This window comes from Limnohabitans sp. 2KL-3 (genome assembly GCF_001269405.1).
Taxonomy (GTDB): domain Bacteria; phylum Pseudomonadota; class Gammaproteobacteria; order Burkholderiales; family Burkholderiaceae_C; genus Limnohabitans_A.
This window is the reverse complement of the sequence record NZ_CXON01000032.1, coordinates 1-18,820: the sequence shown is the minus strand read 5'-3', so window position 1 is coordinate 18,820 and position 18,820 is coordinate 1. Positions and strand designations below refer to the sequence as shown.

The 18,820-nt window shown below is 64.1% G+C and carries 17 protein-coding genes; 2 read left to right on the top strand and 15 right to left on the bottom strand.

Annotation, left to right across the window (positions count from 1 at the left end; all coding sequences use genetic code 11):
• Positions 1-1,484 precede the first annotated feature (1,484 nt).
• Positions 1,485-2,813, top strand: coding sequence for a group II intron reverse transcriptase/maturase (ltrA, locus tag AMM41_RS20750; RefSeq protein ID WP_228769385.1), 1,329 nt, complete (start codon positions 1,485-1,487; stop codon positions 2,811-2,813).
• A 392-nt stretch (positions 2,814-3,205) separates the two neighbouring features.
• Here the strand turns inward: ltrA and AMM41_RS20745 are convergent, their stop codons facing one another.
• From AMM41_RS20745 to gspG, 15 genes are all read right to left on the bottom strand, one after another.
• Complete coding sequence (locus AMM41_RS20745) at positions 3,206-4,498, bottom strand: ABC transporter permease (protein WP_089963746.1); 1,293 nt, start codon at positions 4,496-4,498, stop codon at positions 3,206-3,208.
• Positions 4,495-5,184, bottom strand: coding sequence for an ABC transporter ATP-binding protein (locus AMM41_RS20740; protein ID WP_089963744.1), 690 nt, complete (start codon positions 5,182-5,184; stop codon positions 4,495-4,497). The genes AMM41_RS20745 and AMM41_RS20740 overlap by 4 nt, the downstream gene beginning before the upstream one ends.
• 36 nt (positions 5,185-5,220) lie before the next feature.
• Positions 5,221-6,171, bottom strand: a complete 951-nt coding sequence (locus tag AMM41_RS20735) for a DMT family transporter (RefSeq protein ID WP_089963743.1) — start codon at positions 6,169-6,171, stop codon at positions 5,221-5,223.
• A 99-nt stretch (positions 6,172-6,270) separates the two neighbouring features.
• Positions 6,271-7,509, bottom strand: coding sequence for a type II secretion system inner membrane protein GspF (gene gspF, locus AMM41_RS20730; protein WP_089963741.1), 1,239 nt, complete (start codon positions 7,507-7,509; stop codon positions 6,271-6,273).
• 9 nt (positions 7,510-7,518) lie between these two features.
• Positions 7,519-8,454, bottom strand: coding sequence for a MipA/OmpV family protein (locus tag AMM41_RS20725; RefSeq protein ID WP_194944913.1), 936 nt, complete (start codon positions 8,452-8,454; stop codon positions 7,519-7,521).
• 74 nt (positions 8,455-8,528) lie between these two features.
• On the bottom strand, positions 8,529-9,935 hold the full coding sequence (locus tag AMM41_RS20720; protein WP_089963737.1) for a GspE/PulE family protein: 1,407 nt from the start codon (positions 9,933-9,935) through the stop codon (positions 8,529-8,531).
• A gap of 7 nt (positions 9,936-9,942) precedes the next feature.
• Positions 9,943-12,132 (bottom strand): type II secretion system secretin GspD, encoded by a 2,190-nt coding sequence (gene gspD, locus AMM41_RS20715; RefSeq protein ID WP_089963736.1) that lies wholly within the window; start codon positions 12,130-12,132, stop codon positions 9,943-9,945.
• 32 nt (positions 12,133-12,164) lie between these two features.
• Positions 12,165-12,968 (bottom strand): general secretion pathway protein GspN, encoded by an 804-nt coding sequence (locus AMM41_RS20710; RefSeq protein ID WP_089963734.1) that lies wholly within the window; start codon positions 12,966-12,968, stop codon positions 12,165-12,167.
• Positions 12,965-13,540, bottom strand: a complete 576-nt coding sequence (gspM, locus tag AMM41_RS20705) for a type II secretion system protein GspM (RefSeq protein WP_194944912.1) — start codon at positions 13,538-13,540, stop codon at positions 12,965-12,967. Before gspM ends, AMM41_RS20710 begins: the two co-directional genes overlap by 4 nt.
• Positions 13,537-14,784 (bottom strand): type II secretion system protein GspL, encoded by a 1,248-nt coding sequence (gene gspL / locus AMM41_RS20700; protein WP_089963732.1) that lies wholly within the window; start codon positions 14,782-14,784, stop codon positions 13,537-13,539. Before gspL ends, gspM begins: the two co-directional genes overlap by 4 nt.
• Before the next feature lie 7 nt (positions 14,785-14,791).
• A complete protein-coding gene (gspK, locus tag AMM41_RS20695) occupies positions 14,792-15,808 on the bottom strand; it encodes a type II secretion system minor pseudopilin GspK (protein ID WP_089963730.1) in 1,017 nt (338 codons plus the stop codon).
• Positions 15,805-16,563, bottom strand: coding sequence for a PulJ/GspJ family protein (locus AMM41_RS20690; protein WP_089963728.1), 759 nt, complete (start codon positions 16,561-16,563; stop codon positions 15,805-15,807). Before AMM41_RS20690 ends, gspK begins: the two co-directional genes overlap by 4 nt.
• Positions 16,563-16,985, bottom strand: coding sequence for a type II secretion system minor pseudopilin GspI (gene gspI, locus AMM41_RS20685; RefSeq protein ID WP_089963727.1), 423 nt, complete (start codon positions 16,983-16,985; stop codon positions 16,563-16,565). The genes AMM41_RS20690 and gspI overlap by 1 nt, the downstream gene beginning before the upstream one ends.
• Positions 16,982-17,497 (bottom strand): prepilin-type N-terminal cleavage/methylation domain-containing protein, encoded by a 516-nt coding sequence (locus AMM41_RS20680; protein WP_089963725.1) that lies wholly within the window; start codon positions 17,495-17,497, stop codon positions 16,982-16,984. Before AMM41_RS20680 ends, gspI begins: the two co-directional genes overlap by 4 nt.
• A complete protein-coding gene (gene gspG, locus AMM41_RS20675) occupies positions 17,472-17,909 on the bottom strand; it encodes a type II secretion system major pseudopilin GspG (RefSeq protein ID WP_228769384.1) in 438 nt (145 codons plus the stop codon). Before gspG ends, AMM41_RS20680 begins: the two co-directional genes overlap by 26 nt.
• A gap of 21 nt (positions 17,910-17,930) precedes the next feature.
• On the opposite strand from gspG, the gene AMM41_RS20670 reads away from it, so the two are divergent.
• Complete coding sequence (locus tag AMM41_RS20670) at positions 17,931-18,407, top strand: hypothetical protein (protein WP_089963721.1); 477 nt, start codon at positions 17,931-17,933, stop codon at positions 18,405-18,407.
• The last annotated feature ends 413 nt before the right edge of the window (positions 18,408-18,820 follow it).

Genomic DNA, 18,820 nt, shown 5'->3' with positions numbered 1-18,820 from the left:
CTACACGACGCTCTTCCGATCTCTTGAAAGACAAGGTGCGAGAAAAGACCAAGCGCACGAGAGGCGAGAGTCTGCGCGTTGTCATTAAAGAGCTTGGCCCCATGCTCAAGGGATGGTTTGGCTACTTCAAGCACGCCTATAAAAGCACATTCCTCAGCATAGACGGATTCATCCGCAGGAGGTTGAGGGCGATGCTGCGCAAGCAGCAAAAGAGCCCGGGGATGGGGAAGAGCCAAGTTGATCACAAACGCTGGCCAAACGAGTACTTCGCGCAGTTGGGGCTGTTCACCATGACGCAGGCCCGAATGCAAGCGAGCCAATCCCGATGAGGAAACCACTGACTGGAGAGCCGTGTGCGGGAAAACTGCACGCACGGTTCGGAGGGAGGGGAGGCCTTGGCCTTTCCTACCCCTATCAAAATCATGCAGGCCCCTGTCCCACAAAATGCAGGGCAATGTCCCCTGTAGGAGCGACGCCCTCGTCGCGATAAGCGTCGCAGACCACCACCCATCGCCCCGGGGGCAGGGCTCCCACAAAATGCAGGGCAATGTCCCCTGTAGGAGCGACGCCCTCGTCGCGATAAGCGTCGCAGACCACCACCCATCGCCCCGGGGGCAGGGCTCCCACAAAATGCAGGGCAATGTCCCCTTGTAGGAGCGACGCCCTCGTCGCGATAAGCCTTGCAGACCACCACCCATCGCCCCGAGGGCGGGGCTCCCACAAATGGCATGAAGGCCCTGTTCCACAAAATGCAGGGCAATGTCCCCTGTAGGCGCGACGCCCCCGTCGCGATAAGCCTTGCAGACCACCACCCATCGCCCCGAGGGCGGGGCTCCCACAAATGGCATTAAGGCCCCTGTCCCACAAAAAATGCAGGGCAATGTCCCCTGTAGGAGCGACGCCCCCGTCGCGATAAGCCTCGCAGACCACAAACAATCGCCCCGAGGGCGGGGCTCCCAGTGCGCCCGTGAAGGCGCGTACACAGCATGGTGAGAGTCCATGTCGGGGTAAGCCAAGGCCCCGTAGTCGAAGGTAACTGCGTCGCTGCGAAGCGGGGTGGAGAGCAACCGGAGGCGAACTGGCGGTGCGCAGTAAAGCGAACTCGATTCGGCAGGGAGTGGCGGCGAGCTGGCTGGGAGAAGGCGAAGCCTGAAACACATCGCATGCGTTGTTTTGGTGGATAAAACGACATGCGGGCCACCCATGTGGTTGGAGGCGCAACGTCAGGAAGTGTGCGTGAGATAAGCGGGGAGAGCTGTGGCCCGAGGGGACGGGCTGCAGCAGTCAGAGCCATCGTAGTAGCGATGGGCTGCCAGAGCAGACAGGGCCAAACTGCACCGGAAACGGTGTGGGCAAACGAGAGTTTGCAATGACCGGGGTGCGCCCCTTGAGCCTAAACCGAGCAGACGGCAGCCTGAGAAATGCGGAGTAGGAAAGCCGCACGAGCCAAGGGTGGCAGGAAAGTGGATACGAAAAGGACAGAGATGAACGAGAGCGAAAGCGAAACGGTGGCAGTGCCTCTTAGGGCTAAACAAGCCGAGTCAGACCCTGCCCAATGGGCGTGGGTGGACCGTGAAGTCTGGACGGATCGTATGTTGGCGGCGCTGGGCAACGGCGTCAAAGGAAACAAGTGGTTCAGTTTGATCGACAAGGTTTACCGGCTGAGCACCTTGCAAGCGGCTTGGCAACAAGTCCAAGGGAACAAAGGGTCAGCGGGGATAGATTGGCAAAGCATAGAAGGATTTGCGGCGCATGAAGCGCGGTACCTGAGTGAGCTGTGCCGACAACTGGAGCAAGGAGAGTACAGGCCCCAAGCGGTGCGGCGGGTAGAGATACCCAAAGCGGGCGGTAAAACGCGGCCCTTGGGCATCCCGACGGTCAAGGACAGGATCGTGCAGACGGCGGTCAAGCGGGTGATAGAGCCGATCTTTGAGCAAGAGTTTGAGGACACGAGCTACGGGTTTCGACCCGGCAGGGGCTGCAAAGACGCGCTGCGGCAAGTTGATGCACTTTTGAAGGAAGGCTACACCCATGTGGTGGATGCTGACTTGCAGGGGTACTTCGACAGCATCCCGCACGAGGGCTTGATGGACAGGATCGCAGCGCACATCAGCGATGGAAGGCTGCTGGCCTTGCTCAAGGGCTGGCTGCAGCAAGACATCGTGCAAGAGATGCGCAGATGGACGCCGACGGCGGGCACCCCGCAAGGGGCGGTCATCAGTCCGTTGCTGGCCAATGTTTACCTGCATCCACTGGATGTGAAGATGAAGGCGCAGGGCTACCGAATGGTGCGCTACGCGGACGACTTCGTGATCCTGTGCGAGACGGCGTCACAAGCGCAAGAGGCACTGGAGCAGGTCAAGCAGTGGGTAGGGCAAAACGAGCTGAGCTTGCACCCGGACAAGACCCATGTAGGGGACTGCACGCAAAGGGGACAGGGCTTTGAGTTCCTGGGCTACCGATTTGAGGCGGGCAGGCGCTGGGTGCGGGGCAAGAGCCTCAAGAGCTTGAAAGACAAGGTGCGAGAAAAGACCAAGCGCACGAGAGGCGAGAGTCTGCGCGTTGTCATTAAAGAGCTTGGCCCCATGCTCAAGGGATGGTTTGGCTACTTCAAGCACGCCTATAAAAGCACATTCCCCAGCATAGACGGATTCATCCGCAGGAGGTTGAGGGCGATGCTGCGCAAGCAGCAAAAGAGCCCGGGGATGGGGAAGAGCCAAGTTGATCACAAACGCTGGCCAAACGAGTACTTCGCGCAGTTGGGGCTGTTCACCATGACGCAGGCCCGAATGCAAGCGAGCCAATCCCGATGAGGAAACCACTGACTGGAGAGCCGTGTGCGGGAAAACTGCACGCACGGTTCGGAGGGAGGGGAGGCCTTGGCCTTTCCTACCCCTATCAGGGGGAGATGCCCTGCATGTTGTGGGAGCCCCGCCCTCGGGGCGATCGGTTGTGGTCTGCGAGGGTGATCGCGACGAGGGTGTCGCTCCTACGGGGGGAATGCCCTGCATGTTGTAGGAGCCCCGCCCTCGGGGCGATGGGGCGTGGTTTGCGAGGCTTTTCGCGACGAGGGCGTCGCTCCTACAGGGGGAGATGCCCTGCATTTTGTAGGAGCCCCGCCCTCGGGGCGATGGGGCATGGTTTGCGAGGGTGATCGCGACGAGGGCGTCGCTCCTGCAAAAAACACGTTGCTGTTTGACAGGACTCACACGCGGGGTGACAAGCCATCGGCCAAAGACAGGCGGTAGGCCCGCCAGGCGGGCCCCAGGCTGGCCAGCAAACCGGCCAGCAAGACCGCGCCCGCCAAAGCCAGTTGTGTGGGCAAAGGCGCGGCCAGTTGCAAACGGATGCCCAGCGACTGCTGCAGCCAGGGTGTGGCCAGGGCCATGCCTGCGTAGGCCAGCAGTACACCCAACACAACCCCGGCGCAGGTGACCCACAGCCCCTCTAAAGTGAGCAGGCCCAGTACATGGCGTGGCCCAGCGCCCACGGCACGCAGCACGGCCAGTTCGCGGCGGCGCTCGTTCAGGCCCGCCAGCACCACCGCCATGAGCGAGACCACACTCACCAAAGCCACCAAGGCCGACACGGCCAGCAAGGCGTTTTCGCCCAGGCCCAGCACCGACCACAGCTCACCCAGCGCCACACCGGGCATCACGCCCATCAGCGCTTCTTCTTCGTGAAAATTCACAAAGCGCTGCACATTGAACACCGCTGCCCGACTTTTCAGGCCCACCAAGGCGGCGGTGACTTCTTCGGGCTGTAGGTTGAATTTACGCGCCTGATCGGCCGGGATGTGCCCGCCCGGCATGGGGGTGCCCGCCACCCAGCCCAGGTGCAGGGCTTCCAGTGCTTGCAGGCTCACATGCACCGTGCGGTCCACCGGGATGCCTGTGGGGGCCAAAATGCCGACCACCTTGAAGGGTTTGTCGGCGTGCTCATCGGCTTGCCCGCCTTCGAGGTCATGGTCATCGTGCAGGCCATGGCCCAGCGTGATGCTTTGGCCCAGGCCATAACCCATCTTTCGCGCTACTTCGGCTCCGATCACGGCCTCGTACAAACCGTCCAGCGTGTCTGCAAATACCGCGCCTTGTTGCAAAACCAGCGGTTGTTTGTCGCCATAGGCAAAGTGCTGAAAGTAAGCGGGTGTGGTGCCCAACACTGGAAAGCCCCGGTGCGAGTCACCCAAACTCAAGGGCACCACCCAGGACACCGAGCGGTGCTGCGCCAGTTTGTTCACGCTGTCCATGCTCATGCTTTGCGGCACGCTGCCAATGTGAAACACCGAAAACAGCATCAACTGCACCGGGCTGCTGCGGGCACCCACAATCAAATCGACGCCGCTGACCGATTGTGAAAAACTGCTGCGGATGTCGTGGCGTAAACGCTCCAAAGTCCACAACAAAGCGGTGGCCAGCGCCAGCGACACCACCACCCACACCAGGGTGCTGCGGCGGTTCCAGGCGCTTTGCCGGGCAATGTTCAGCAGGCTGTTCATGCGCTCACCCCCGCTTGCTGCAAGGCGGGCAAGGACCATTGCACATCAAAACGCACAGCCTGCTGCTCGTCGTGGCTCACACACACCAAGGTGCTGCCCGCCGCGCGTGTCGCCTGCAGCAACAAGCCCATGAAGCCCTGGCGCAAGGCTGCGTCGAGCGCCGAAGTGGGCTCGTCGGCCAGGATCAATTCGGGCTGGCCCATCAGGGCGCGGGCAGCGGCCACACGCTGCTGCTGGCCCACCGACAAGGCGTCGGCGCGGCGGCTCCACAGGGCCTCGGGCAGGGCCATGCGCTGCAACCAGCTTTGGGCCGTGGCCTCGGGGCCACCGCTGGCTTGGCAGCGAGAACGCCGCAGCTTGGAAAAGCGGCAAGGCAGGGTCACGTTGTCCAGCACGCTTAAGAACGGCAGCAAGTTGAACTGCTGAAACACCACGCCCACATGGTCGGCCCGAAAGGCGTCGCGCTGGCCCGCTTTCAAGGCAGCCCAGTCTTGCCCGAGCAAAGACACACGGCCTTGTTGGGGTGTCAACACACCGGCCAGCAGCCCGAGCAAGGTGCTTTTGCCACAGCCGCTGGGGCCATGCAAAAAAACGGTTTGTCCGGTACTGACTTGCAAGCGCCCCAGTGTCAGGGTGTTTTGGCCCCCTGGGGTCCATGCGTAGCGCAATGGCTCGATGTCGATCACAACACTCTCCCTGTTTAGAGGCGGCAATATACCCCCTCAGTGGGATGTGGGGACCTTTCTCCGGCTTTCTCGGCGGGCAATCCACACAGTGGCCCCCAGGATGACCAAGGCCCCTGCCCAAGTCCACTGGCTGGGCACGTCGCCAAACACCAGCCAGCCCAGCAACGAGGCCCACACCAGGTCCAAAAAGCGCAGCGATTGGGTGGCCGAAATGTCGGCCAAGGCGAAGGCCCGCGTCAGGCAATAGTGGGCCAGCGTGCCCAACACGCCCGTGGCGGCAAAGCCCAGCCATTGCATCAAGGTGGGCGCTTGCCAGTTGGGCAATGCCATGGGCAGGCTCAAAATCGTGACCGTCAAGGCTTGCCACAGCACAATGACGCCTGCTTTTTCGTATCGGGTCAGGGCTTTGGTGATGAGAAAGGATGCGGCGAAGACCGGTGAAGAAGCCAGCATGATCAGGTTGAACCAGCCGCCTTCGCCCGACATTTTGGGCAAAACCACCACCAGCACCCCGGCAAAACCCACGATGGCGGCGATCCAGCGGTCTTTGCGCATGGGTTCACCCAAAAACCAGGCGGCCCCGAGCATGATGAAAATCGGCCCGGTAAAACCAATGGCCGTGACGTCGGCCAAGGGAATTTTGGGCAGGGCCGTGAACCACAAAATCAGGCCCAGGGTGTGCACCCCGCCGCGCCAGAACTGGCCCACCATGTTGACGGGCATGTAAGTCCTCCAACCTTCGCGCCAGACCCAGGGCAAGATGAACAGCAGGCCAAACAGATAGCGCAAAAACTGTGACTGGTACACGTCCAAGTGCAGGGTCAACTCCCGTGCAATGGTGTTCAAAAAAGAAAACAACAAGCCGCCCAACACCATCCAGACCATGCCTTGCACCGCCACAGGCCAGGCCGTAAACAGGCGCAGGCTGCGCTGGTGCGCGTTGGCGCAGCGCCGAATCCAGGAGAGCGGGGTTTGGGGAGGCGTCATGCCAAAGGCGTGTGCAAAAGGTCTATCACCCGCGCATCTTAAGGCCAGCCCTGCGCGGCCAGGGTCGCTTGCGTTACGTGGCGCAGCGGCCGTACGCCCTCACTTGACCCATTGGTTCAGTTGCATGATGGGCATGAGCACGGCCAGCACAATCAACATGACCACACCCCCCATGGTCACGATGAGCAAGGGCTCGAGCACCGTGGCCAGGGCCATGGCGCGGCGCTGCACTTCGCTGGACAGCTGCTGCGCCGCCCTTTGCAGCATCAAGGGCAGTTGCCCGGTTTGTTCGCCCAGCCGCGCAAACATCGACAACAAGCCCGGAAACCGGGCGTTTTGTGCCAAGGCGGTGCCCAGGGGCGCACCTTCGCGCACGCGCACCAGGGCCTCCAGGGCGTCAGCCCGCAGGGCTTGGTTGGACAAGGTGTCGGCCGCTGCTTGCAGCGCTTTGAGAATGGGCACGCCTGCGGCGGTGAGCATGGCCAAGGTGGAGGCAAAGCGGGCGCTGTTGTAGCCCCGGGCCAGTCGCCCGATCAAGGGCAGTCGCAGCCAGGCGGCGTCAAAGCGCAGGCGCAAGGCCTCTTGGCGCATGGCCAAGCGAAACGCCATCCCGGAGCAGACCAGCACCAGCAGCATCAGCCAGCCCCAATGCCGCACCAAATCGCTCAGGGCCAGCATGGCCACCGTCAGGCCGGGCAGTTGGCGTTGGGTGCCGGCAAACACACCGGCGACTTGCGGCACCACCGAGGTCACCAAAAAGACCACGATGGCCAAGGCCACCAGGCTCACGATGGCGGGGTACAACGAGGCCGACAGCAGTTTGGAGCGCAGCACCTGCTGGTCTTCCAGGTCGGCGGCCAGTTGGTGCAACACATCGGACAGGTGCCCGCTTTGTTCGCCTGCGGCAATCACGGCGCGGTCAATGGCGGGAAACTCCTTGGGAAACTGCGCCAAAGCCCGGCCCAAGGTGCTGCCCGAGTTGACTTCGGCCCGGATGGCGGCCATCAGCTGGCCTTGTTTGTCGTGGTCGGCTTCTTCGGCCAAGGCCGACAAGGCGCGCTCAATGGGCAGGCCGCTGCCCACCAGGCTGGCCAGTTGGCGCGTCCACACGGCGCGTTGGCTGCTGCTGAACACCCGGCCTGGGCCGATCGGTCTTTGCCACCAGGGCAAGGCGGACTCTGCGTCGCTGCCGCTGCCCGAGGCAATCGCCTCGACCAGCAGGGGCACCAGCGACTGCGCTCGCAGTTGGGCGCGGGCGGTTTTCAGGCTGTCGGCCTCCAGGGTGCCTTTGCGTGTGCTGCCATTGGTTTGCAGGGCTTCAAAACGGTAAGCGGGCATGTCGTGTTCTCAGCGGCTGAAGTAAAGCAGGCCCAGCTGGCCGTTCCAGCTGAAGTGACTGGGGCTGACTTCGTTGACTTGTCCCAAGTGTCGCGAGGTGCCCAGGGTGCCAAACCAGGCCCACTGTGGGGTGATGGCGTAGCGGTAACTCATGCCCCAGCCCCAATCGCCCAGGCCGGCTTGCCAACCGCCTTCGGGTGTGGGCCTCAAGCGCAGTTGGGTGGCCCAATGCCGGGCCGTGGCCCACGAGGCACCGCTGCTCAGGCTCAGGGCGCTGCGCTCGCTCAAGGGCCACAGATAAGACACGCCCATGGACAAGGTGGTGCCATCGCCCCGGTTCATCAGGTCTTGTGTGACATCGCTGCCCAGCGACCAGTGTTTGTCGAGTTGGTAGCTCGCACTGACGCGCCCGCGCACGGTGTTTTTGCCCGAGCTGAAGCCATCAAAACTGCTGTTGTCCTGGATGTTCTGGATGCGTGCAGACAAGGACAAGTGCAGCCGATCGTCATCGCGCAGGTCGTAGGCCAAATTGGTGGCTTCGCGGTAGCCGCTGAATTTGAACCATTCGTCGCCCGTGGCATGGCCCAGTCGCCAGCGTCCGTAGCGCAGGCCCAGCACCGGGCGAAGTGCCAAGCTTTTGCGGCCATCGGCTTGTTCACTGGACTTGAGTTTGAGCCCCAGGGTGTACTGCCAGCGTTGGGCAGGGGCCTGTGCGGGGGCCGGGTCTGCTGTGGCGGGGCGGTCGGGGGCCGCATCATGGGGCGTATCTGGGGCCACAGCCTGGACCGTACCCTGGACTGCATCAGGGGCCACCGTGGGTGCGGTCTGAGTGGATGGTTCAGGTGGCTGAGTTTGAGCGTGCGCTGCGCCCACCAGCCCTGTCCAACCCGCCATGGTCGCCAGCAGCCAGCAAGCCCATGCCAGTGCCCGCAGACGAAGGCCCATGGCTGAGCCTATGGGCTTGGGCGGGGTCTTCAGAGGGGCGCTGCGATGCGGCCAGGGTGTGGGGTGCATGCGCATCAGTCGCGTGTCACGCGCAGCAGTTCTTCGGCGCTGGTGATGCCCGCATCGACCAGACGCTGGCCATCGTCGCGCATCAGCACCATGCCTTGCGCCAACGCGGTGGCCCGCAAGTCGGCTTCGGCAGCACGGTTGTGGATTTGCGCCTTGATGGCATCACTGGCCACCAGCAGCTCAAACACCCCGGTGCGCCCGGCGTAACCGGTGTGGCCACAGGCCTCGCAGCCCGCACCATGGCAGGCGGTGCAGCGCTTGCGCACCAGGCGCTGGGCCAGCACACCCAGCAGGGACGAACTGAGCAAAAACGGCTCCACGCCCATGTCGATCAGGCGGTTGACGGCACTGGCGGCGTCGTTGGTGTGCAGCGTGGCCAGCACCAGGTGGCCTGTGAGCGAGGCTTGAATGGCGATCTGCGCGGTTTCAAAGTCGCGGATCTCGCCGATCATGATCACGTCCGGGTCTTGCCGCAGGATGGCCCGCAAGGCTTTGGCAAAGCTCAGGTCGATCTTGGCGTTGACCTGCGTCTGCCCCACACCAGGCAGCTCGTATTCGATGGGGTCTTCCACCGTCATGATGTTGTTGCGCGTGGCGTCCAGGCGCTGCAGCGCGGCATACAGGCTGGTGGTTTTGCCCGAGCCGGTGGGGCCGGTGACCAGCAAAATGCCGTGCGGTTGGTGGATCAACTGGTCAATTTGCTGCAAGACGCGGCCCTGCATGCCCACCGCTTCCAGTGTCAAGCGCGCTTCACTTTTGTCGAGCAAACGCAACACGGCCCGTTCGCCATGGGCGCTGGGCAGGGTGGACACACGCACATCGACCGCGCGGGAGCCCAGGCGCAGGCTGATGCGGCCGTCTTGGGGGAGTCGTTTTTCTGCAATGTCGAGTTCGGCCATGATTTTCAGGCGCGAAATCAATGCGGCATGCAGCGCCCGGTTCGGTTGTACAACTTCGCGCAGGGTGCCGTCGATGCGAAAGCGCACACTCGAATGGCGTTCATAGGGCTCGATGTGGATGTCGCTGGCCCCGTCGCGTGCCGCCTGCGTGAGCAAGGCGTTGAGCATGCGGATGATGGGCGCGTCGTCGCTGGCCTCCAGCAGGTCTTCCACGGCGGGCAGGTCTTGCATCATGCGAGACAGGTCGGCTTCGGATTCGACCTCGCTGACCACGGCGGCAGCGCTCGATGAGCTGTTGGCCTGGCCACCCGAGTAGGCCTGGTGGATGCGTTGGGCCAGTTCGGTGGCGCTGCTGTGCTGCATCTGCCAATGGGGCCCGGCAAACTGGCGTGTCACCTCGGACAGCGCCGAGCGATCGCTCTCGTCACAAAACCACAGGTTCAGGGCCTGCGCATCGTCTTCGAGCAGCAAACGATGGGTGCGGGCAAAGGCATAGGGCAGGGGGTAGCGCATGGGCAACTCAGGGCTTGGCTGGGGCGGGGGCCGGAGCAGTGGCTGGGTTGCTTCCGGTCAATGGGGGAAGGACGGCCGATCCGGGCACGGGCAGCGCACCGCTGGCGGCGGGCTGAAAGCTCATCTGGTTGAGCCGCATTTGTTCGTAACGGCCCAGCGACAGGGCTTCGGTGGCCGCACCGTCACGCACCACCACCGGGCGCAAAAACACCATCAGATTGGTCTTCTTGCGGCTGCGGGCTTCGGCCCGAAACAGGTTGCCAAGGATCGGGACGTCACCCAAGCCGGGCACTTTTTCTTGGGTGTTGGTGGTGTCGTCTTGCAGCAAGCCGCCCAGCACCACGATGGAGCCATCGTCGACCAGCACACTCGACTCGATCGAACGCTTGTTGGTGATCAGCCCCGCCGTGGACGAGCTTTTGCTGTCGATGCTGCTGACTTCCTGGAAGATTTGCATCTTCACCGTGCCGTTTTCGCTGATTTGCGGCTTGACGCGCAGGGTCAGGCCCACGTCTTTGCGCTCGATGGTTTGAAACGGGTTGACCGCTCCGGCGTTGGTGTTGTTGGACGTGTATTGGCCGGTCACAAAGGGCACGTTTTGGCCAATGACGATTTTGGCTTCTTCGTTGTCCAGGGTGAGCAAGTTGGGCGTGGACAGCACATTGGCGTCGCCATTGGACTGTAAAAAACGCGCCAGCGCGCCCAAGGCCAGCACGCCGTTGCGCCGCTCGCCAACCGCCACGTTCAGGCCTGTGGAGGGGGTGTAGTTGCCAGTGGCTGCGTTGGCCGCCAAGTTGAACAAATTGGTGCCGCCCACCGCAAAGTTGGTGCCCAACAGGCCCACGGCGCTGCCACTGTTGCCCGTGCCGCTGAGCCACTGCACACCAAACTCGGCGGCCTTGTCGGCGCTGACTTCGGCAATCAGGCTTTCCACAAACACCTGAGCGCGGCGTTGGTCGAGCATCTCGATCACCGAGCGCAGTTGCCGGTATTGCGGTTCGGGGGCGGTGATGATGAGCGAGTTGGTGGCCGGGTCGGCCTGGATTTGGCCGCCTGTGGAGGGGCTGGCGCTGGCGTTCAGGCTGGTTGTGGCAGCCGATGCCGGACCCGCAGGTGCCGGGTTGCCCGTGCTGGCCGGGCTGCTGGGTGTGCTGCGCGATTCGCCGGCCAAGGCGGCACGCAAGGTGATGGCCAGCTTGGTGGCGTCGGCATTCTTCAGGTACACCACATGGATGTTGCCACTGGCCGCGCCCGCCCCGGTGGCGCTGGGTTGGTCCAGTTGGCTGACCAGGCCCCGCACCAAGGCCAGACGGGCCGGGTTGGCGGCACGCACGATCAAGGCGTTGGTGCGCACGTCGGGCAGCACGGTGGTTTTGAACAAGTTGTCGGTTTGTCCTTGGCTGGCCACGGCGGCAGCGGCCGTGGATTCGAGCAGGCGCAGCACCATGGGGGCCAGGTCGCTGGCCACGCCGTGTTGCAGCCGGATCATCTCGACCCCGGTGGCGTTGGCCACATCGAGTGCCGCCACGATGCGGGCCAGGCGTTGCAGGTTCTCGCTGTAGTCGGTGATCACCAAGGCGTTGGTGCCCGGGTTGACGTTGATGGTGTTGTTGGGGCTGATGAGGGGGCGCAGCACCGGCACCAGGTTGTTGGCGTTTTCGTGGTTCAGCCTGAAAATTTGGGTGATGATTTGGCCGCTGCTGGCGGGCACGGCACCGGCCGAGACGGCGCTGCTTTGCAGCTTGGCTTCGGCCTCAGGCAGCACGGTGTACAGCCCCGACGACTCCACCAGGGCAAAGCCTTGGGTGCGCAGTTGCACGGCAAACAGGCGCAAGGCCTGGGCGGGGGGCACGGGCAGTTGGCTGGACAGCGAGACGGTGCCCTTGACCCGGGGGTCCACCACGACGTTGTGCCCAGACAAGGTGGCCAAGGTGCGGGCCACAGCTTCGATGTCGGCGTTGACAAAGTTGAGCGTGACCGGCTCTTGCCGCTTGGCTTTGCGGGTGGCTGACTTGGCTTGGGGCTGGGTTGTGGTGGTGGCCGAGTTCAGGGCCGCGCTGGGGGCCTGGGCGGGCTCGGTGTTGGGGGCCTGGGCCAGTGCGCTGGACAGGCAGACCCAGCTCAGTGCCAGAGGCTGCCACAGGCGTGTGGATGGCAAGGGCTGGGACAAGCGGGCAAAGAAAGGGGTGGCGTTCATGGTGTGGGCGGGTTCAATCGGTGGTGTGGGATTCAGCCCAAAGACAGCAGGCTGCGTGGGCCTTGGCGGCGGCCCACAATGTTCAGCAAATTGGACAGGGCCGCTTCGTGCCCCTCTTGGGCGCTGGCTTCTCCTGTAAAGCGCAGGCGTGCACCGACCCATTGGCCTTGACCGCTCAAGAGCAAGGGCCCTTGCAGGGTGCTCAAGAGCAGCTCGGGGGTGGCGGTGCCTTCGGGGCGGCCGTTCAGGTGAATGAGGTAACTGCCCATGGGCTTGAGGGTGCTCAGGCGGGAGGACAGTTGCTGCACTTGCAACTCAACTTGGCCGGTCATTTGCAGTCGGCCTTCGCTCCAGCGCAGTTGAAGGCCTTCGGTGCGCCATTGCAGCTGGCCTTCGGGTTGCAGGGTGTTCCAGGGGGCACCCAGTCCACTGAGCAAGGCGGCTGGCCATTGCGAGAGGTGGTCGCTCAGGCTCAGTTGCAGGGTGGACAGGCCAAACTGCAGCGTCACACTGGCCGTTTGTGCCATGCAGCATTCGGCACGCCAAAGCACGCGCATGCCCGTCCAGGTGGGTTGAATGCGCCAGCGCAGCCGACCGGGCAGGGCTTGTGCGTCGCGGCTGCCACTGCCCCCGCTGAGCACCACTTGCGCCGATCCGGCCCACAGGCTGTTGCGTGGGTCGATCAGTTGCACGCGTCCTTGGCTGGCTTGCGCCACGCCCCAGGCCAGCCAGCGTGCGGGGGCCCACACGCAGATGGCCACCAGCAGGCCCAGCCATGCGCCCCAAAGTGCATGACGCCATCGCGAGCGCAGGGCAGGGGTGATGCGCTGGTTCATGGCGTGGCGGGCAAGCGAAGCACCACACTGCCGCGCCAATGCACAGCGTTGGCGTCGGCGGGCGCAGCGCCGGGGGATGTGAGGGCGGTTGTGAGGGCTGTTGCGGGGGGGGGCAGTTTTTGCGTCGGCAGCACCTGTTGCAGCTGGGCTTGCACCGGCAGGGCCTGGGCCCGTTCCCGGGCTTGGCTGAGCCAGCGGGCCATGCTTTCGGCGGGGGCCGATTCCACACTCAAGGTGGCGCGATCGCCTTGCAGCTGAATGCGTGCGCCCGTGCCCAGATCGCGCACGCTGGCTTCCAGCCATTGGCGGGCTTGGGCGGCGGTGTTGGCGGGGGCCGATTGCAGTTGTTTGGCTTGGGCTTGCAGTTCGCGCATGCGCTGGGTTTGCCGGTCCAGCTCGGCTTGCTTGGCGGGGGCTTGCTGCCAGGTTCGCCAGGCGGGGTTCAGGGCCAGGCTCCACAGCAAAGTCAGAGTCAGCAACAGGGCGACCAAGGCCAAGCCCTTTTTTTCGCGTGGATTGCGTTGTTGCCAAGCCTGTTGCAGCGCTTGCAGGGGCAAGTGGGTGCGGCTCATGGGGTGCTTTCCTTGGCGGGGGTCACAGACATCAACCAGCCTTCGCCTTCTGGCGTGAGCAGGTAGCCCCGGGCTTGCAGGGCGGTTTTCAGGGCAGAGGGCTCGCTGGCACCGGCTTGAAAGCCTTGCAGTCGCAGCTGGCCGTTTTGGTAGGCCCATTGGCGCGGCGCGGCCGTGCCTGCCGGCAGGGCCTGGCCCAGGGCGGCGAGCATGGTTTCCAGGTCGGCAGGCCCCAGTTGGCCAGAATTTTGTTGCAAGCGTTCGACTTCTCGCGCCATCTGGACCGGGGCGTCCACCACAAGCTGGGTTTGTGGGAAGCTGTCTTTGAGCATGCGGGCCCAGCTTTGTTCTTCGGCCTGCCAGTTGGCGCGTGTTTTCCAGGCCCAGGCGTTCAGGCCGACGAGTTGGCTCAGCAGCAACAGGCCCAAGGCCCAGCGGGTGGGTCGCCAGGCGGGGCTGTTCCACAGGGTGCTGAGGCCCTTTTGGCCCTGTTTGAGGTAACGTGCTTGGGCGTTGGCCCGAAAGTCAAACTGCGCCAAATCCCAATCGGAGGCGACCGCCTGGAGCCAGTGTTGTCCCGGGGGCATGAGTTGGGCCGGGCGGCCCAAGGCTTCGGTGATGGGGCCCACCACGGCCGACTCGGCCAGCAGCTGGGCGCTTTGCAGCGCTTGGGGGCTCAGTCCAAAGCGTTCTGCCAGCGTGCGCAGGGGCTCAAGGGGCATGCCCCAGACGCCGCGTTCGGGGTGCGCGGCCCACAGCCAGCCGCTTGGGGCATCGCCCAAAGCCAGCAGTTGAAGAGGCGCCTTGCCCGGTGCGATTTCGGGCACGATGCGGTGCACCTGCAGACCGACTTGTTCGAGCGCTTGGAGGTGTTCGCGCAGCCATTGGCGTTGGCACACGCCCACCCAGGGCTGGGGCAAGTCTTTCCAGCCGGTTTGCAAAGCCATGTGCAACTGGGCGGGGTCGTCGAGCAGGCGGTCTTCGAGCAGGCCTTGCAAGGCCGCTTGCAGGCGCGAGGCTTGTTTGTGCAGGCCCGGGGGCAACTCAACCCGGTGCCACGACAGGCAGGCAGCGGGCAACAAAACCAGCACTTCGGTCTGTCGGTCAGCGCTGGGCAACAAGGTGATGCCCGACCACTGCAGGCGCACAGAGGCCGTTTCACGCTCGGGCTGCACCAAGGCGTGGGGGTATACCGTGGCGGGGCCGGCGGGGCCGGGGGGCAATTGAATGATCAGGGTGCGCATGTGCGATTCATTGTAGAGGGGCACTGTGACTTTGCTGGGGGCTTTTGACCCGCCACAGCATGCGCACTTGGTTGCCTTCGCGACGCACCAAGGCCAGCTCTTGCTGGACCACGTTGTCGATGCGCATGCGCCCCAGCACCTCAAAGTAACGGCTTTGCACGCTGTGCTGTTTTTCATTCAGCTGCAAACCAGCCGGTCCCAGTGCCTCGCGGGCCGCGTTCAGGCTGGCCCAGTGCCCCCGTGCCCGCAAGGCCACCGCTTGACGTGCTGAGGACAGGTCAAAACCGACCAGGCTGGCCGAGAGCACTTCGGCTGAGGCGGTGTTGAGGTTGATGGGCGTGGGCTCGGGCAGCACGGTGATGTGATCTTGCAAGGCAAGCAAGGTGGCCGCGCTCAGGCCCATCCAGCGCAGTTGGGCGGTTTGTTGCGGCACCAAGGGCGCGGCTGTGGCATTGCGCGAGGTGGTCGGGGGAACCGCTTGGGGTTTTGTGGCCAGCCAAGCCTCGACCAGCTTTTGCAGCTCGGACGCGGGCAGTTGCAAACGGTCAAACAGCGCAGCCAATTGCGCCAGGGCCAAGGGCGAGGGTTTGCCGTCTTCGGTCAGATTGGCCAGGTTCATGCGCGATTGGGCATCGGTGATTCGGCCCGATAAAAAGACCTCGGCATCGTCTTCGCGCCATTGCTGGTCTTGTGACAAAAACGAAGACAGTTTGGATTCTTGCACCGGCAAAGCCCAAGGTTCACCCAAATGGTCAACGCCTGCACCTTGGGCAGAGACCGCGTCTTCGCGCAGAATCAGTCGGGCCCAGTCCAGGGCTCCGGTCATCATCCAGGCGGTTTGGCTGCGACCCCGTTCAGCGGCTTCAATTTCAACTTGCCGCCACTGTTGCCACAGGGCGGCACTTGCCAGCGTGGCCACCAGCGCCACGGTGAGCATGGCCACCAACAAGGCGGCACCGGCTTGGCTTGGCTGTTTGGCGTGTCGCGCTGTTGGGGCGTGACCAAGGGTGTGGGGCCGCTTCATGAGGGGGCTCCAGACAAGGTGGGGCGCACCCAATCGAGCGTCAGGGGGCCTGCCCCCGCAGGTCCGGGGGGCAAGCTCAGCACCAGACGCACACCATCAGGTGTTGTGCTGGCGCTGGTGGTTGCTTGGGTGGGGGCGGCGGCAGGCGTGTTGGGTCGTGGGGGTGACTGGGGTGGGGTGTTGGGGCCTGCCGTCACGGCATCGCTGGACAAAGGGTTGGTCCACGCGCCGCCCCGGTGCACAAAAATTTGCCAACCCGCCAAAGGGTGGATTTGAATTTGCCCGGCGCGGGCTGCATCGTCAGGTGTTTGGCTCCATTGCCGGGCCGCATCCCAGGCGGTTTGCCAGTCCTGGCTTTGGGTCAGTGGGGGCGATTGCCAGCGTTGCCAGTCGCCGCCACCGGGCCGACCTGGGTCGATGCGCCACGTCCAGGCCACCACCTGCACACTGGGCACAGGGCCGTTGGGTGATGGGGGGGCGTCTGCGCTGCGGCGTGTCAGGCGCAGCACCTGCCCGTCCCAGTCCCAGCTGGGGGTGCCGGCCAATTCGGCCAATTGGTCCAGGTCGGTTTGCCATTGGGCCAGGCCCGCTTGCAAGGTGCGGATGTCGTCGGCACGGGTTTGCAAACCACTTTGGGTGCGCAGCATGCCATCAATTCCGCGCCAGGCCATCAGGCTCATCAAGGCCATGATGGCAATGGCCACCAGCACTTCGATCAGGGTGAAGCCGCGTGCACGGGAGGACAGGGGTGCCATCAGTTGCGCCCCATCACGGTGGACAGTTGAAGCACATAGCGGCCTTCGTCCAGCACCCGGGCATCGACCCGCCGAAAATTCGGGTTGGGGGTGGGGCGCACCGACACCTCCACTTGCAGCTGGCGACCGGCTTGGGGGCATTCGATGCTGCGGTTGCCGTTGTCCGGCAGTTGTCGTCGCAATCGCAGGGCAATGAGTTCGTTCTCGGCGCAAATTTGGCCCAGCATGCTGACGGTCTGGCGATCGGCGTTGCGCAGCAGCGAGCCGGTGGCCTGCAGCCCGGCCAACAGGGCCACAGCCGTGATGCCCAAAGCGACCAACACCTCGATCAGGGTGAAGCCTTGCGCCGATGGGCCAAAGCGTCCACCGCTGCGGCGGGCTGTTTCAGGCCTGTGGGGGCCGCTGTTGCGCGGGGCACTCATGGCGGGGTGCTGCCGTTGGGGGGAAGGTTTTGTACCCGAAAAGGGCGCAGGCCATCGGTGACCACCCACAAGCGCTGGTCCGGACGTTCGCTGCTGCTCAGGGCCAAAGCTTGGGGTCCGATGAGGGGCTCCGGCCCCAAAATCAGGGTTTGGCCAGGTGCTGTGCGGGTGGTGTCGCTCAGCCATTGGCGGGGCAGCCCGGGGGGCAGCAGGCCTTCAAAAACAAAGGCCGAGCCAGATTCGGCACCTGGCGTCCGCCAAACCACGGGCAAGCCGTTCGCACGGGCTTGGGCACGGCCGGTTTCCAGCAGTGCGGCCAGGCGCTCGGCGTCGCGTTGCAAGGCACTGTCTGCGCTGTCACGCAGCGACAGGCTCACACCCGCCATGGCCAGCACCATCAAGACCATGACCACCAGCAGTTCGAGCAAGGTGAAGCCCCTGCACGGGGCGGCGGGGCCAACGTGTCGCAGGGGGCGCAGTGTGGGCTTATTGCCAGCTGCCGATGTCTGCATTGTTGCCCTCGCCGCCGGCTTGACCGTCAGCGCCAAAGGACAGCACATCCACTTCACCCTTGATGCCGGGGTTCATATATTGGTAGGGGCGTCCCCAGGGGTCATTGGGCAGCTTGTCCAGGTAGGGCTTCCAGTTGCCGGGCACGGGTTCGGTGGTGGGCTTGAGGGTGAGTGCACCCAGGCCTTGAGCCCCCGTGGGGAAACGCTGGTTGTCCAGCTTGTAAAGTTTGAGGGCCTGCATCAGGTTGCCCACATCGGTGCGGGCGGCCGTGATGCGGGCATCGTCGGCCCGGCCCAATACATTGGGCACGATGAGCGCGGCCAGCACGCCAATGATGGCCAGCACGACCATGAGTTCGATCAGGGTGAAGCCCCGCTGACGGCGGGCTGAAGGGGTGGCAGGTGTTTTCATGGCGTCGATCATAATGCGCCCATGTTACTGTCCAACTTTGCATTTGCAGCCCGCCCCTGGTGGCCCGCATTCATGAGCGCCTGCATGGGGTGTGCCGCAGCGGCCAGCGTGGTTTATTGGGTGCTCCAGTTCCCATCGGGCGGGACCGCATCCTCTGTGCCGCTGGTGTCCAACCCTGCTTCCATGGCCCGCCCGGCAGGCGCTGAAGATACCGCTCACTTGCAGCGTGCCTGGGGCGTCAAAGGCCTCGCACCGGTGATGAGTGTGGCGCAGTCCAGTCGCTACCAATTGTTGGGTGTGGTGGCCGGTGCTTCAGGCCAAGGCAGTGCCTTGATCGCCATCGATGGCCAAGCACCCAAGGCCTACCGCGCAGGACAGGCCCTGGCTGAGGGGCTGTTTTTGCAAAGCCTGAACCAGCGCCAAGCCCAAGTAGGAGCCGCACCGACCGGCCCGTCCTCGTTCACCCTGTCCCTGCCCGCCCTCAATAAAACCCCTTGACCCCCGCCCCCTCTGTAGGAGCGACGCCCCCGTCGCGATCAAGCCTCGCAGACCACCAAGAATCGCCCCGAGGGCGGGGCTCCCACAAAGAGCCAGGCCCCCATTGCCCCAAGTGCAGGGCTCCACATTTCCCCTGTAGGAGCGACGCCCCCGTCGCGAAAACCATCGCAGACCACCAAGAATCGCCCCGAGGGCGGGGCTCCCAGTGCGCCCGTGAAGGCGCGTACACAGCATGGTGAGAGTCCATGTCGGGGTAAGCCAAGGCCCCGTAGTCGAAGGTAACTGCGTCGCTGCGAAGCGGGGTGGAGAGCAACCGGAGGCGAACTGGCGGTGCGCAGTAAAGCGAACTCGATTCGGCAGGGAGTGGCGGCGAGCTGGCTGGGAGAAGGCGAAGCCTGAAACACATCGCATGC

Bases quoted from the DNA above. Each gene is read 5' to 3' on its own strand.
- ltrA (WP_228769385.1), top strand. From the start codon at position 1,485: ATGAACGAGAGCGAAAGCGAAACGGTGGCAGTGCCTCTTAGGGCTAAA.
- AMM41_RS20745 (WP_089963746.1), bottom strand. From the start codon at position 4,498: ATGAACAGCCTGCTGAACATTGCCCGGCAAAGCGCCTGGAACCGCCGC.
- AMM41_RS20735 (WP_089963743.1), bottom strand. From the start codon at position 6,171: ATGACGCCTCCCCAAACCCCGCTCTCCTGGATTCGGCGCTGCGCCAAC.
- gspF (WP_089963741.1), bottom strand. From the start codon at position 7,509: ATGCCCGCTTACCGTTTTGAAGCCCTGCAAACCAATGGCAGCACACGC.
- AMM41_RS20725 (WP_194944913.1), bottom strand. From the start codon at position 8,454: ATGGGCCTTCGTCTGCGGGCACTGGCATGGGCTTGCTGGCTGCTGGCG.
- AMM41_RS20720 (WP_089963737.1), bottom strand. From the start codon at position 9,935: ATGCGCTACCCCCTGCCCTATGCCTTTGCCCGCACCCATCGTTTGCTG.
- gspD (WP_089963736.1), bottom strand. From the start codon at position 12,132: ATGAACGCCACCCCTTTCTTTGCCCGCTTGTCCCAGCCCTTGCCATCC.
- AMM41_RS20710 (WP_089963734.1), bottom strand. From the start codon at position 12,968: ATGAACCAGCGCATCACCCCTGCCCTGCGCTCGCGATGGCGTCATGCA.
- gspM (WP_194944912.1), bottom strand. From the start codon at position 13,540: ATGAGCCGCACCCACTTGCCCCTGCAAGCGCTGCAACAGGCTTGGCAA.
- gspL (WP_089963732.1), bottom strand. From the start codon at position 14,784: ATGCGCACCCTGATCATTCAATTGCCCCCCGGCCCCGCCGGCCCCGCC.
- gspK (WP_089963730.1), bottom strand. From the start codon at position 15,808: ATGAAGCGGCCCCACACCCTTGGTCACGCCCCAACAGCGCGACACGCC.
- AMM41_RS20690 (WP_089963728.1), bottom strand. From the start codon at position 16,563: ATGGCACCCCTGTCCTCCCGTGCACGCGGCTTCACCCTGATCGAAGTG.
- gspI (WP_089963727.1), bottom strand. From the start codon at position 16,985: ATGAGTGCCCCGCGCAACAGCGGCCCCCACAGGCCTGAAACAGCCCGC.
- AMM41_RS20680 (WP_089963725.1), bottom strand. From the start codon at position 17,497: ATGCAGACATCGGCAGCTGGCAATAAGCCCACACTGCGCCCCCTGCGA.
- gspG (WP_228769384.1), bottom strand. From the start codon at position 17,909: ATGAAAACACCTGCCACCCCTTCAGCCCGCCGTCAGCGGGGCTTCACC.
- AMM41_RS20670 (WP_089963721.1), top strand. From the start codon at position 17,931: ATGTTACTGTCCAACTTTGCATTTGCAGCCCGCCCCTGGTGGCCCGCA.